The sequence below is a fragment of the Pseudomonas citronellolis genome (genome assembly GCF_001586155.1).
Classification (GTDB): Bacteria; Pseudomonadota; Gammaproteobacteria; order Pseudomonadales; family Pseudomonadaceae; genus Pseudomonas; species Pseudomonas citronellolis.
This window is the reverse complement of the sequence record NZ_CP014158.1, coordinates 5,078,382-5,091,824: the sequence shown is the minus strand read 5'-3', so window position 1 is coordinate 5,091,824 and position 13,443 is coordinate 5,078,382. Positions and strand designations below refer to the sequence as shown.

Sequence of the window (13,443 nt, the reverse complement as noted above, 5' to 3'; positions counted from 1 at the left end):
ACCGGAACGGGCGCCCCGGCCGTGGCCGGGGCGGCGCCGCGTCACTACATGTTGATGATCACGTTTTCCTGCCACATGCGCGGCAGGCGCTTGGAGGTCGCTTCCCAGGCCTGGCCGTCCTTGATCGGCTGGGCCTTGGCGTACTGCTCGTTGGGCAGCAGCTTGGCCTTGACCTCGGCCGGCAGCTGCAGGTGCTCGGCGCGGATCGGCCGGGCGTTGCCCTTGGCCAGGTTGATCTGCCCGGCGTCGCTGAAGATGTACTCGCGGGCCAGCTTGGCGGCGTTGGGGTGCTTGGCGTACTTGTTGATGATGGTGGTGTAGCCGGAGATCACCGAGCCGTCGGAGGGGATCAGCACCTCGAAGCGGCTGGGGTCGATCTGGTCGCGGTAGCTCAGGCCGTTGAAGTCCCAGACGATGCCGACTTCCACCTCGCCTTTCTCCAGGGTGTTGATCACCGGGTTGGTCAGCGACAGGCGGCCCTGCTTGGCCAACTGGGCGAAGAACTCCAGGCCCGGCTTGATGTTCTTCTCGTCGCCGCCGTTGGCGATGGCCGCGGCGAGCACGCCGTTGACCGCCTGGGCCGCGCTGCTGACGTCGCCGATGGTGACCTTGTACTTGCCCTTGAGCAGGTCGGCCCAGCTGCGCGGCACGTCCTTGACCAGTTGCTTGTTGACGATGAAGGCGATGGTCCCGGTGTAGGCCAGGGCCCAGTGGCCGTCCTTGTCCCTGGCCCAGTCCGGGACCTGGTCCCAGGTGCTCGGCTTGTAGGGCTGGCTGACGTCCTGTTGCACGGCGATGGGGCCGAAGGCGGCGCCGACGTCGCCGATGTCGGCGCTGGCGTTCTCGCCCTCGGCCTTGAACTTGGCCAGCTCCTGGGCCGAGCTCATGTCGGTGTCCATGTGCTTGAGCCCGTACTTGCTCTCCAGGTCCTTCCAGGTGTCCTTCCAGTTCGCCCAGCTGTCGGGCATGCCCACGCTGTTCACCTGGCCTTCCTTGCGCGCGGCCTGTTCCAGCGCCTGCAGGTCGGCCTCGGCGGCCATGGCGGTCGCGCTGCCCAGGGCAATCGCGGTTCCCAGCAGTGAAGCAAGCAAGCGTTTCATTCGGTGCTCCTTCGGTCATCGGGTTTGGCAGTCGGGCCCGCGCCCCGGCAAGGGCGCGGCGCATCGCTGGTCTAGATCAGCAAGACCCAGGCCAATCTACGAAGCGGGCATGACAATTTCGTGTCCGGGCGGCGGCCGGTCGTTCGGCAGGCAGCGCCCGGATACAGCCTAGACCATGCACAAGACCTTGATGCGCCGGGGCTATGCCGGGCCCGGGAGCTGGCATGGGGCCTGCTTGCCATGGCATTGTCACCGGATGGTCACCGGCGATTCCTACAGTGGAAGCTGCCGCCGGTTGCGGTGAAGTGCCCCAGGTTGGGGCTGGTCTAGTCCAAAAGAGGGAAACAGCATGCGCGACGAGGCGCTACCGACGGTGACGGCGATCTGCCGGGCGCTGCTGGAACAGATCGACAGCGGCCTGCTGCCGGCCGGCGGCAAGCTGCCGGCGGAACGGCGCCTGAGCGAGCTGTTCGACACCACGCGCATCACCCTGCGCGAGGCGCTGACGCAACTGGAGGCCCAGGGCCTGATCTACCGCGAGGAGCGCCGCGGCTGGTTCGTCTCGCCGCCGCGGCTGCTGTACAACCCGCTGGTGCGCAGCCACTTCCACGCGATGGTCGCCGGCCAGCAGCGGGTGCCGGCCACCGAGGTACTCTCGGCGCGCCAACTGCCGGCCAGCCCGGCGATCTGCGCGCACCTGGAGCTACCGGCGCTGTCCAGCGTCTACCAGATCCGCCGCGCACGGCGGGTGGACGGGCGCCTGGTGCTGTACGTGGAGCACTACCTGAACCCGGCCTACTTCCCCGGCATCCTCGACAACGACCTGCGCCAGTCGCTGACCGATCTCTACGCCAGCCGCTACGACATCCGCTACGGCCGCGTGCGCTTCGACATGGTCCCCACCGCCCTGCACGGCGAAGCCGCCAGCGCCCTGCGGGTGGCCGAAGGCAGCCCGGCGCTGCGCATCACCCGCATCAACCGCGACCAGCACGGCCGGGTGATCGACTGCGACCTGGAGTTCTGGCGGCACGATGCCATTCATGTGAGCGTGGAAGTGCCGGATTGAGGGCGTGGGGCTCTTCGTAGGAGCGAGCTTGCTCGCGAACCTGGACCTTCGTGCGTTTGGTTGACCTTCGCCCCCTCTCCCCAGCCCTCGGCTGCGCGCCCCGCCCTGAAGGGAGAGGGAGCTTGTCCGTGCCGAGAAAGGTGATGGTTTCCGCCGGAAGCCACTGCGCTAGCCGGCTAACGCCATAACATCAAACCCTGCCCAACGGTCCCCTCTCCCTTCAGGGAGAGGGTTAGGGAGAGGGAACGGAGGCCACTCCGAATATCGGAGTGCCCGGGAAACGCCGTTCGCGAGCAAGCTCGCTCCTACGAAAAGCCGCAGCCTCAAGGCAGCTCGGCACTGCCGTAGAACGCCCCCAGCACCTTGGCCAGGTAGCGCAGGTCGTGGCTGCCGGCCAGTTCGCGGATGCTGTGCATGGCGAAGGTCGGCAGGCCGATGTCGACGGTGCGCACGCCCAGCTGGCTGGCGGTGATCGGGCCGATGGTGGAGCCGCAGCCCATGTCGCTGCGGGTCACGAAGCTCTGCACCGGCACTTCGTTTTCCAGGCACAGGTGGCGGAAGTAGCCGGCGGTCTCGCTGCTGGTGGCGTAGCGCTGGTTGCTGTTGACCTTGATCACCGGGCCGCCGTTGAGCAGCGGGCCGTGGTTGCCGTCGTGCTTGTCGGCGTAGTTGGGGTGCACGCCGTGGGCGTTGTCGGCGGAGACCAGCAGCGAGCGCTGGATCACCCGTACGAAGGCGTCGCCGTCGGGCAGCAGGCGGCGCAGCACCTGCTCCAGGAAGGGGCCGTCGGCGCCGCAGGCCGAGCAGGAGCCGACTTCCTCGTGGTCGGTGCAGACCAGCACCGCGCTCTGCTCGTCGCCGCTGGCCAGCAGGGCCTCCAGGCCGGCGTAGCAGGACAGCAGGTTGTCCAGGCGGGCGCCGGCGATGAACTCGCCGCCCAGGCCCACCACCGCGGCGCGCTGGGTGTCGTAGAAGCTCAGTTCGTAGTCGAGGATGGCGTCGGCGATGATGCCGTGCTCGTTCTGCAGCTGTTCGCCGAGCAGGTCGCGGAAGTCGCGGGTCTCGCCGGCGGCCAGTTGGGCGAGGATCGGCGGCAGTTCGGTCTGGGCGTTGATCGCCCAGCCCATGTTGGCCTCGCGGTTGAGGTGGATGGCCAGGTTGGGGATCACCGCGATGGGCGCGCGGAAGTCGATCAGGCGGCTTTCCACCTTGCCGGCCAGGCGGAAGGTGACGCGCCCGGCCAGGGACAGGTCGCGGTCGAACCAGGGGGCGAACAGCGCGCCGCCGTAGACCTCGACGCCCAGTTGCCAGTAGCCCTTGCGGGCCAGTTCCGGGTTCGGCTTGACGCGCAGGCAGGGGCTGTCGGTGTGCGCGCCGACCAGGCGCAGGCCGTGCTCCAGCGGGGCGTTGCGGCCGAGCTTGAAGGCGATCAGCGAGGAGTCGTTGCGCGTCACGTAGTAGCGCCCGCCGGCCTCGGTGCGCCAGGCGTCGCGCTCGTCGAGGCGCTGGTAACCGGCCTCCTCGAGGCGCCGGGCGAGGCTGGCGGTGGCGTGGAAAGGCGTCGGCGAGGCCGCGAGGAAATCGATCAGGCCCTGGTTGAGATCTGCACGCATGGGAAACTCCGGACAACGATGGGCGGAAGTTTATCGCAAATGGCGGGGGCGGCGGGGTTGTGGCTATGCCGGCGGGGATTCATCGCGGACTCCGTCCGCGATTCGCGCGCAGGGCGCGCTCCTACAGGGGAATGGTGTGGGTGGGGCGGCGTAGCGGATCTCATCCGCGAAACGCGCCGGGACGTCCGGCTATCGCGGACAAGGTCCGCTCCTACGGGGGAGGAACACCGTGCCCCCGGCGACCTGTAGGAGCGGATCACATCCGCGAATCGCGCCGGAACCTCCGGCTATCGCGGACAAGGTCCGCTCCTTGGGGGAGAGTGCCACGCCTCACGGCGACCTGTAGGAGCGGGCCCTGCCCGCGATTCGCGCGCAGGGCGCGCTCCTACAGGGGAATGGTGCGGGTGGGGCGGCGGATCTCATCCGCGAAACGCGCCGGGATGTCCGGCTTTCGCGGACAAGGTCCGCTCCTACGGGCGTCGTGCCACCACGGCGAAGATATGCCAGTGCTTGATGCCTCCGACGGCTGTCTTGCCTTGCCACTCGTGTTCTTCGAAGCGCAGCGTTTCCCAGCCCTGGAAAAGGGCTTGCGCGGCTTTGCGGGTGTGGAAGCTCATGCCGTCGCGCCCCTGCCACTGGTCGCGCTCGCCGAAGAAGTGCCCGGCGAACAGCCCGCCACGCTGCAGGGCAGCCTCGATGCTTTGCCACAGGCGCGGAAAATCGGCGGGCGGGCAGAAGGGCAGGGCGAAGCTGCTGTTGATCAGCTGCGCGTTGGGCAGGGCGGTGTCCTGGAAGCGTTCGCAGCGGGTTCGCAGGCGTTCGGCCTGGCCTGTGGATAAACCTTCCGTCAGGTGACGCAGGCCGGCGGCATTGCTGTCGATCGCCAGCACCCGCCAACCCTGGCGCAGCAGCTCATGGGTGTCGCGTCCCGAGCCGCAACCCAGGTCCAGGGCCAGGCCGGGCGCGCAGTGCCAATACTCCAGCGCTTGCATCAGCGACGGATGGGGCGGGGCGCCGCGGGTTGCCTGGTGGAAGTCTTGCCGGTCCATGGCGGTTCCCGCTCAGAACGGCGCCGGCGACTCGAAGCGCAGGCGCTCGCCGGTCTGCGGGTGGGTCAGGCACAGCAGGCTGGCGTGCAGGCATAGGCGGTCGCGCAGGGTCAGGGCTTCGCCCTCGGCGTAGAGGCGGTCGCCGAGCAGCGGGTGGCCGATGGACAGCATGTGTACGCGTAGCTGGTGCGAGCGGCCGGTGATCGGCGTCAGCTCGACTCTTGCGTACTGGCCGCAGCGTTCCACCACGCGCCAGAAGGTCAGGGCGTGGCGGCCGTGCTCGTGGTCGACGATGTGCCGCGGCTTGTTCTCCGGATCGTAGCGCAGCGGCAGTTCGATGCGCCCGCTGTCCAGTTCCGGCTCGCCCCAGCACAGGGCGGTGTAGGCCTTTTCGGTCTCGCGGTCGTGGAACTGCCGGGATAGCTCGCGGTGGCTGTCGGGGTCGCGGGCCAGCACCATCAGGCCGGAGGTTTCCCAGTCCAGGCGGTGGACGATGCGCGCCTCCGGGTAGCCGTTTTCCTGCAGGCGGGTGACCAGGCAGTCCTTGTTGTCCTCGGCGCGGCCGGGCACCGAGAGCAGCAGGGTGGGCTTGTTCACCACCAGCAGGGCGGCGTCCTGGTGGACGATCTGGATGTTCGACAGCGGCATGGGGCCTCGACAGCGGCTAGAAATGACTGCGGCGGCCGAGGCCGCCGCAGTTCACTCCGGGAACGATCAACGTTCCGGCAGGGTGATGTTGAGTTCCAGGATCGAGCAGCTGCCCTGGTTGGCCAGTTCCACCTGGACCTGTTCCTGGTCGATCGGCACGTATTTGCGGATCACTTCCAGCAGGTCTTTCTGCAGCTGCGGGAGGTAATCCGGTTGCGAACGGTTGCCGCGCTCGTGGGCGACTATGATCTGGAGTCTTTCCTTCGCGATGGACGCGCTGTTCGGCGCTTTCCGGCTGCGAAAGAAGTCTAAAAGGCTCATTCACGTCCTCCGAACAGTCGTTGCAGGAATCCTTTCTTCTGCACATCGAGGAACCGATGTGGCATCTCTTTGCCCAGCAGGCGGTCGACCGCGTCGCTGTAGGCCTGGCCGGCGTCGCTCTGGTCGTCGAGGATGACCGGCACGCCCTGGTTCGAGGCCTTGAGCACGGCCTGCGACTCAGGGATCACGCCCAGCAGGCGGATCGCCAGGATTTCCTCGACGTCTTCCACGCCGAGCATCTCGCCCTTGGTGACGCGCTCGGGGTTGTAGCGGGTCAGCAGCAGGTGTTCCTTGATCGGCTCCTCGCCCTTCTCGGAACGCGCCGACTTGCTGGCCAGCAGGCCGAGCATGCGGTCGGAGTCGCGCACCGAGGAGACTTCCGGGTTGGTCACGACGATCGCCTCGTCGGCGAAGTACATGGCCAGGTGGGCACCCTTCTCGATGCCGGCCGGGGAGTCGCAGATGATGTATTCGAAGTTCTGCTTGAGTTCTTCCATGACCTTGCCGACGCCTTCCTGGGTGAGGGCGTCCTTGTCACGGGTCTGGCTGGCGGCCAGGACGAACAGGTTCTCGAGGCGCTTGTCCTTGATCAGGGCCTGGGTCAGCGTGGCTTCGCCGTTGATGACGTTGACGAAGTCATAAACCACGCGGCGTTCGCAGCCCATGATCAGGTCGAGGTTACGCAGGCCCACGTCGAAGTCGACGATGACGGTCTTGTGGCCGCGCAGGGCCAGGCCGGTGCCGATGGCGGCGCTGGTGGTGGTTTTACCGACGCCACCCTTACCGGATGTGACTACGAGGATCTTGGCCAAGGTGATTCACCCCAAAGAAAAAACGAAGAGTTCTGGTCCCTGAAATTCGCGGCAGTATCCGTTAAAGGCGGGTGATGTTCAACACGTCTCCCGACAGGCTGACGTGTACCGCCTGCCCCCATTGCGGACTACGCCTAAGGTCTTCTGCCACCTTGTAATTCCCGGCGATCGAGACCAGTTCGGCGCCCAGTTGCTGACAGAAGATTCGCGCGCTGGTGTCGCCCTTGACGCCGGCCAGGGCACGACCGCGCATCGGACCGTATACGTGGATGTTGCCGTCGGCGAGAAGTTCCGCACCGGGGCTCACGGGGGCGAGCACGATGAGGTCGCCGCCGGCGGCGTAGATCTGCACGCCGCCGCGTACCGGGGTGGTCACTAGTTTAGTCGGACGGACGGCCGGAGCGGCGGGTTCGGCGGCCTTTTCAGGGGCTTTTTCAGGCGTCTTGTCCGCCGTCTTGCCGTTGGCCTTGTCGATGGCTTTTTCGACCACCGGTTCGGCCAGCTTCTCGCTGCGCGGGCGGCGCACTATGCCTTCGTTCGCCGGGGCCGCCGCGGCGTCCCTGGGTTCCAGCGGGCGGTCGCGGGAGCCGGAGGGCGGCAGCACCGGGATGTCCAGCATGGTCGCCAGGCGCAGGTCTTCCTCGCGGTTGGCGCGGATGGCCAGGGTGCGCAGGCCGTGGCGGCGGCAGATGTCCAGCACGCCCTGCAGGTCGAGCTGGCCCTCGCCGTCGGGGAGCTTGTCCAGGGCCAGCACCAGCGGGGTGTCGCGGAAGAAGTTGGGAGCCTGGGCGACCTTGTCGGCGAGCTGACGGTCCAGGCGCGACAGGTCGTTGTGCGCCAGTTCCAGCACGGTGACGGCGAGCATGCTGCCCTTGAGCTGGAAAACGGGATCTTGGTCGAGGAGGTCGGCTTGGCTCATGGTCGCACTGCATCGCTAAATGGCCTCGACTTATAGCGAACCCTCCCGGCAGCCGCAAGCCTGGCGCGGGGCCAGGTGCGATAGTGGCACCGGGGCGGCGGCGCAAAGGCGGCGCTCGCGGTAGAATGCCGCCTTTGCCCGTCATTTCGGAACCCTCCATGGATCGTCCCAGCTTTCGTCCCGCCTTCCTCCATCCGCGCTACTGGCCGCTGTGGCTGGGCCTGGGCGCGCTGTGGCTGGTGGTGCAGCTGCCCTATCCGGCGCTGCTGGCGCTGGGGCGCGGCCTGGGCGCGCTGATGTACCGCGTGGTCGGCAGCCGCCGGGCGATCGCCGCGCGCAACCTGGAGCTGTGCTTCCCCGAGCTGTCCGCCGCCGAGCGCACCCGGCTGCTCAAGGCCAACTTCGCCTCCACCGGCATCGCCTTCTTCGAGATGGCCATGAGCTGGTGGTGGCCCCGGGCGCGCCTGGCCAGGCTCGCTCATATAGAAGGCCTGGAGCACCTGCGCCAGGCCCAGGCCGAAGGCAAGGGCGTGATCCTCATGGCCATGCACTTCACCACCCTGGAGATAGGCGCGGCGCTGCTGGGCCAGGTGCAGACCATCGACGGCATGTACCGCGAGCACGACAACCCGGTGTTCGACTACGTGCAGCGCCGCGGCCGCGAGCGGCACAACCTGGACGCCAGCGCCATCGAGCGCGAGGACGTGCGCGCCATGCTCAAGGTGCTGCGCGCCGGGCGCGCCATCTGGTACGCCCCGGACCAGGACTACGGCGCCAAGCAGAGCCTGTTCGTGCCGCTGTTCGGCATCCAGGCCGCCACCGTCACCGCCACCACCAAGTTCGCCCGCCTGGGCCGCGCGCAGGTCATGCCCTTCACCCAGACGCGCCTGGCCGACGGCTCCGGCTACCGCCTGGTGGTGCACCCGCCGCTGCAGGACTTCCCCGGCGAGAGCGAGGAAGCCGACTGCCTGCGCATCAACCAGTGGGTGGAAGCCGAGATCCGCCAGCAGCCCGAGCAGTACCTCTGGGCCCACCGCCGTTTCAAGAGCCGCCCGGAAGGCGCGCCGAAGCTCTACGACAAGCGCTGAGCGCGGCGGCCGGCTTTACCGCGGCGAGCGGCGCTGCATACTCAAATGCAGGACGCATCCAGGACTCCGGTCGTGACTGAATCTGCCGTTCCCCAATCCCCCCAGGCCGTCACCGGCCTCATCCTCTCCGGCGGTGGCGCCCGCGCCGCCTACCAGGTGGGCGTGCTGGCGGCCATCGCCGAGCTGCTGCCGGAGGGCGCGGCCAATCCCTTCCCGGTCATCGTCGGCACCTCGGCCGGCGCCATCAACGCCGTGGGCCTGGCCTGCGGCGCGCTGTCCTTCCGCGAGGCCATCCACAGCCTGACGCGGGTGTGGAAGGGCTTCCACACCGGCCAGGTGTACCGCGCCGACTTCACCGGGGTGCTCGGCCAGGCCCTGCGCTTCCTCGGCCACAGCCTGCTGGGCCTGGGCCGGCGGCGGCCGGTGGCGCTGCTCGACAGCACGCCGCTGCGCCACCTGCTGGCCCGCGAGATGGACTTTTCCGGCATCAGCGCCGCCCTGCAGCAACGCAAGCTGCGCGCGGTGGCGGTGACCGCCTTCGGCTACGACTCCGGGCAGGCGGTGACCTTCTACCAGGGCCGCGCCACCATCGAGCCCTGGCTGCGCCACCGGCGCATCGGCGTACCGACGCGGCTGCACCTGGAGCACCTGCTGGCCAGCTCGGCGATCCCGCTGCTGTTCGCCCCGGTGCGCATCAAGCGCGAGTACTTCGGCGACGGCGCGGTGCGCCAGCAGGCGCCGATCAGCCCGGCGCTGCACCTGGGCGCCAACCGCGTGCTGGTGATCGGCGTCAGCGGCAACCCGATGCGCAACGACCCCAACGAAGGCGCCGGCCAGCCCAGCGGGCGGCCGCCGACCCTGGCGCAGATGGGCATCCACCTGCTCAACAGCACCTTCATCGATAGCCTGGAGGGCGATATCGAGGTGTTGCAGCGCGTCAATTACCTGGGCTCGCTGGTGCCCCAGGAGCGCCGCTGCCACGAGGCAGGGCTGCGCGAGGTGGAGGTGCTGCTGGTGTCGCCGTCGCGGCCGCTGGACGAGATCGCGGCCAAGCACCGCAAGGAACTGCCCTGGGCGGTCCGCCTGTTCCTGCGCGGCCCGGGCGCGACGCGGGCGAGCGGGGCGGGGGTGCTGAGCTACCTGCTGTTCGAGCGCGGCTATTGCCACGAGCTGATCCGCCTGGGCTACAAGGATGCGATGGACAAGCGCGCGGAGCTGGTGCGCTTTCTTGGGCTGGAGGAGCATTGCCTGTAGGGTGGGGCAGCGTAGGAGCGGACCTTGTCCGCGATAGCCGGAGGTTCCGGCGCGATTCGCGGATGAGATCCGCTCCTACGCTGTCCCACCCATGCCGTAACCATGTAGGAGCGCGCCCTGCGCGCGAAATCGCGGGCAGGGCCCGCTCCTACAGGTTGCCGGGGGCGCGGTATTCCGCCCCCGTAGGAGCGGACCTTGTCCGCTATAGCCGAAACCATCGGCGCGATTCGCGGATAAGATCCGCTCCTACGCTGCCTCACCCTCGCCGTATCCATGTGGGCGCGCCCTGCGCGCGATTTCGCGGGCAGGGCCGCGACCCCGGCGGCTCAGACCGCCAGCACGCCGTCCCGGTAATCGCGCAGGGCCTGTTCGATCTCCTCGCGGCTGTTCATCACGAAGGGCCCGTACTGCACGATCGGCTCGTTCAGCGGCTTGCCGGCCAGCAGCAGGACTCGCGCGCCCGTGTCGCTGTGCAGCTTCACCGCGTCGCCTTCGCCCAGGCGCGCCAGGCGGTTGGTGCCGACTTCGCCGCCGCGCTCGGCCTGCACCTGCAGGCTGCCTTCGTAGACGTACAGCAGCGCGCGGTGGCTGTTCGGCAGATTGATGCCGATGTCGGCGCCGGCCGGCAGCTTCAGGTCGTAGTAGTGCGGTTCGCTGTCCGGGCGCTGCACGGCGCCGTCGAGTTGCACCTGGCCGTCGTCGAAGCGCCCGGCGATCACGGTCACTTCCACGCCGTTGGCGGTGGTGGTGCGCGGTACGTCTTGCGGCTCGATGTCGCGGTAGCCGGCCGGGCCGAGCTTGCTCTTGCCGGGCAGGTTCAGCCACAGCTGGAAGCCGCGCATGGCGCCTTGCTCCTGCTCGGGCATCTCGCTGTGGATGATGCCGTGGGCGGCGGTCATCCACTGCACGCCGCCGGGCTTGAGCAGGCCTTCGTTGCCCAGGTGGTCGCGGTGGCGCATGCGCCCTTCGAGCATGTAGGTCACTGTCTCGAAGCCGCGGTGCGGGTGGTCGGGGAAGCCGCCGATGTAGTCGTCGGGGTTCTGCGTGTCGAACTGGTCGAGCATCAGGAAGGGATCGAAGCGTTCGATGCCCGGGCCGCCGATCACGCGGGTCAGGCGCACGCCGGCGCCGTCGGAGGCGGGGCGCCCGATGTGCAGGTCGATCAGGTTGCGCAGCTGGGTCATGGGGGACCTCCTCGTTCAGGCATGGAGGCCATGGTAGTCCCGCCGATTGAATGAATGGTTGCGAGTTTTGCGGGCCGAATATCGAATTTGTCGATATTCGGCCCGCCCACTCATTCGCCGATCTGCAGCTTGCGCGCCTCGGTATAGAAGTAGCGCAGCTTCTCGTACTCGAAGGGCGTGTTCATCTGCCCGTAGCGGAAGCTGTTGCTGTAGCGCCGGTCGATGACCTCCAGGGTGGGGATTTCCCAGTAGTCGCCGCTGGCGCTGGCCACGCCCAGGTAGTCCACCTGCTGGCCGGCGACGAAGTCGGTGACCAGCCCGCCGGTGTCGCGCAGGTTGGACGGGCCGAGGATCGGCAGCATCAGGTAGGGGCCGGCGGGCACGCCGTAGAAGCCGAGGGTCTGGCCGAAGTCCTCGGGTTGCCGCGGCAGGCCCATGCGGGTGGCCGGGTCCCACAGGCCGAGTACGCCGAAGGTGGTGTTGAACAGCAGCCGCGCGGTGGTGTTCATGGCCCGCTTGCCCTTGAACTGCAGCAGGCTGTTGAGCAGGCTTGGCACCTCGGCGATGTTGCTGAAGAAGTTGCTCACGCCGCTGCGCACGAAGCGTGGGGTGACGTACTCGTAGCCGTGCACCACGGGCAGGAACACCCACTCGTCGAAGCGGTAGTTGAAGTGGTAGACGCGGCGGTTCCACGACTCCCAGGGGTCGTAGACGTTGAGCGCGCTGAGGGTGGCGCGTTCGAACTCGCGCTGGTCCAGGCCGGGGTTGAACTTGAGCGCGTCCAGCGGGTGCTTGAAGCCGTCGGCGTCGGGCGTCAGCTGCACCTGCCTGGCGGCCGAGGGCGGCACGGCGGGCGCCGGGCCGAGGTCGGAGGCGTTGTCGGCGTGGGCCAGCGCGCTGCCCAGCAGCAGGGCCAGCAGCCAGGGGGATCGGCGGGTCATCTAGCGCTTTCCTGTGTCGGCGGCGGCCTGCAGGGTGGCGTCCTGGCCGCGGAAGAAGTCCAGCATGTCCTGGGCGTTGACCCGGTAGTTGAGGTTGCCGCAATGGCCGCCCAGCGGGTACAGCGTCAGCCGGTCGCCGAAGGTGCGGCGCAGGAAGCCGATGTCGCCGGGGCCGAGGATGACGTCGTCGGCGTTGTGCATCACGGCGATCTTCGGCGTGTCGTGCAGGTACTGCTGCAGGGCGTACAGGCTGGTCTGCTGGATCAGCTGCGGCAGGCTGCCGCCGCCATGGCGCTTGCGCCACATGGGGATCAGCTGCTCGACCATGTAGCAGTCGAAGTCGCATTGCAGCGCGCGCTTGAAGAAGGGTTCCAGGCTGGTGCCCTCGTTGATCGGGTAGTGCGGCGGGGTGACCAGCCCGCGCTGGTTGATCAGGTCCGAGGTGAAGGCGATGTCGGCGGACGAGAAGCGGAAGCTCGTGCCGATCAGCATGGCCATCTCTTCGTTGGTCAGGTGCTGCTTGGAGTGCTGGAAGTCGTAGAGGAAAGCATCGTTGAGGTCGATGTAGCCCTTCTGCTGGAAGTAGCGCGTCAGCTTGCCGAGCACCAGCTGGTAGTAGGTCCTGGAGTCGGTGATGCCCTTGACCTGGGTCTGCACCAGGCGGTCGAGGTTGCTCACCGAGGTGTAGAGGTTCACCGGCGGGTTGAGCAGCAGCACGCGCTTGAAGTTGAAGCTGCGGCGGGTTTCGTCGAGGTGGCTGACGAAGGCCGCGTGCAGCGCGCCGAGGCTGTAGCCGGTGAGGTAGTAGCCGGTGATCGGCAGGCTCGGGTGCTGGGCGCGCACCGCCTGCATCACCCGGTACAGGTCGTCGGCGTCGTCGGGGCTGTAGCCGGGGGTGGCGCGCATCGAGGCGCCGGCCATGAAGTCCCAGCTGGTCGGCGAGGAAATCTGCACCACGTGGTAGCCGGCGCCGTAGAACAGGCGCTTGAGGTATTCCGGGGTGCTGCTGAGGTAGCTGGCGCCGGTGCCGGCGATGATGAACACCAGCGGCGCCGGGTGGTCCTGGCGGGCCAGGCGGTAGTGCAGCTTCTTCACCGGCCAGAAGTTGTCCGGCAGCTGGAACTCGCGCTCCGGACGCAGCTTGAGGGCGTAGTCGTGCTGGTCGATGTCGGCATCGTCCGGCAGTTGCGGGCGCAGTTCCGCCGGGGTGGTGGCGATGGTCGCTTCGAAGGGGTTGCCCAGGGGGTAGCCGTAACTGGCCGGGTCGACATCCCTGGCGAGCGCCGGACCTGCGAAGCCCATGACGAGGCTGCCGAGCAGGGCAGCCACGCGCGTAAGCAGAGGCATGCGGTGGATTCCTTTCAGTAGGACGCGAAATGCAGTGAAACCGAGCGCTGTGACAAGTGCAAGTTCTACAAGTGCTGTAGGACGCGTCCGTAATCCTCCTG

The 13,443-nt window shown here is 68.0% G+C and carries 13 protein-coding genes; 3 read left to right on the top strand and 10 right to left on the bottom strand.

The annotated features are described in order from the left end of the window. Nucleotides 1-44 precede the first annotated feature (44 nt). Nucleotides 45-1,100 carry an ABC transporter substrate-binding protein gene (locus tag PcP3B5_RS22125; RefSeq protein ID WP_061562412.1) on the bottom strand — a complete coding sequence of 352 codons (1,056 nt, stop codon included), beginning with the start codon at nt 1,098-1,100 and terminating at the stop codon, nt 45-47. Nucleotides 1,101-1,449: 349 nt separating this feature from the next. Here PcP3B5_RS22125 and PcP3B5_RS22120 point away from each other — a divergent pair, with 349 nt between their 5' ends. Further along, the gene (locus tag PcP3B5_RS22120) at nt 1,450-2,166 is read left to right on the top strand and encodes a UTRA domain-containing protein (protein WP_043271054.1); all 717 of its coding nucleotides are present in this window, start codon (nt 1,450-1,452) and stop codon (nt 2,164-2,166) included. Between the two features lie 323 nt (nt 2,167-2,489). Here the strand turns inward: PcP3B5_RS22120 and PcP3B5_RS22115 are convergent, their stop codons facing one another. The 6 genes from PcP3B5_RS22115 to minC all read right to left on the bottom strand — a co-directional run bounded on the left by PcP3B5_RS22115 (nt 2,490) and on the right by minC (nt 7,528). Next, nucleotides 2,490-3,779, bottom strand: a complete 1,290-nt coding sequence (locus PcP3B5_RS22115) for a M18 family aminopeptidase (RefSeq protein WP_043271052.1) — start codon at nt 3,777-3,779, stop codon at nt 2,490-2,492. 470 nt (nt 3,780-4,249) lie between these two features. Continuing rightward, on the bottom strand, nt 4,250-4,828 hold the full coding sequence (locus PcP3B5_RS22110; protein ID WP_061562411.1) for a class I SAM-dependent methyltransferase: 579 nt from the start codon (nt 4,826-4,828) through the stop codon (nt 4,250-4,252). A 12-nt stretch (nt 4,829-4,840) separates the two neighbouring features. Further along, nucleotides 4,841-5,476 carry an RluA family pseudouridine synthase gene (locus PcP3B5_RS22105; RefSeq protein WP_009620518.1) on the bottom strand — a complete coding sequence of 212 codons (636 nt, stop codon included), beginning with the start codon at nt 5,474-5,476 and terminating at the stop codon, nt 4,841-4,843. Nucleotides 5,477-5,542: 66 nt separating this feature from the next. Then, nucleotides 5,543-5,797 (bottom strand): cell division topological specificity factor MinE, encoded by a 255-nt coding sequence (minE, locus tag PcP3B5_RS22100; protein WP_009620516.1) that lies wholly within the window; start codon nt 5,795-5,797, stop codon nt 5,543-5,545. Further along, complete coding sequence (gene minD, locus PcP3B5_RS22095; RefSeq protein WP_061562410.1) at nt 5,794-6,609, bottom strand: septum site-determining protein MinD; 816 nt, start codon at nt 6,607-6,609, stop codon at nt 5,794-5,796. Before minD ends, minE begins: the two co-directional genes overlap by 4 nt. Nucleotides 6,610-6,670: 61 nt before the next feature. Next, entirely contained in the window at nt 6,671-7,528 is an 858-nt protein-coding gene (minC, locus tag PcP3B5_RS22090; protein ID WP_061562409.1) for a septum site-determining protein MinC, read from the bottom strand. Nucleotides 7,529-7,686: 158 nt separating this feature from the next. Here minC and PcP3B5_RS22085 point away from each other — a divergent pair, with 158 nt between their 5' ends. Both PcP3B5_RS22085 and PcP3B5_RS22080 read left to right on the top strand, forming a co-directional pair. Continuing rightward, the gene (locus PcP3B5_RS22085) at nt 7,687-8,616 is read left to right on the top strand and encodes a lipid A biosynthesis lauroyl acyltransferase (protein ID WP_058072890.1); all 930 of its coding nucleotides are present in this window, start codon (nt 7,687-7,689) and stop codon (nt 8,614-8,616) included. Between the two features lie 72 nt (nt 8,617-8,688). Further along, the gene (locus tag PcP3B5_RS22080) at nt 8,689-9,870 is read left to right on the top strand and encodes a patatin-like phospholipase family protein (RefSeq protein WP_061562408.1); all 1,182 of its coding nucleotides are present in this window, start codon (nt 8,689-8,691) and stop codon (nt 9,868-9,870) included. Between the two features lie 326 nt (nt 9,871-10,196). Here the strand turns inward: PcP3B5_RS22080 and PcP3B5_RS22075 are convergent, their stop codons facing one another. The 3 genes from PcP3B5_RS22075 to PcP3B5_RS22065 all read right to left on the bottom strand — a co-directional run bounded on the left by PcP3B5_RS22075 (nt 10,197) and on the right by PcP3B5_RS22065 (nt 13,342). After that, on the bottom strand, nt 10,197-11,054 hold the full coding sequence (locus PcP3B5_RS22075) for a pirin family protein (RefSeq protein ID WP_061562407.1): 858 nt from the start codon (nt 11,052-11,054) through the stop codon (nt 10,197-10,199). 110 nt (nt 11,055-11,164) lie between these two features. Beyond that, a complete protein-coding gene (locus PcP3B5_RS22070; protein WP_009620504.1) occupies nt 11,165-11,995 on the bottom strand; it encodes an MlaA family lipoprotein in 831 nt (276 codons plus the stop codon). Further along, nucleotides 11,996-13,342, bottom strand: coding sequence for an alpha/beta fold hydrolase family protein (locus tag PcP3B5_RS22065; protein WP_061562406.1), 1,347 nt, complete (start codon nt 13,340-13,342; stop codon nt 11,996-11,998). Between the last annotated feature and the right edge of the window lie 101 nt (nt 13,343-13,443).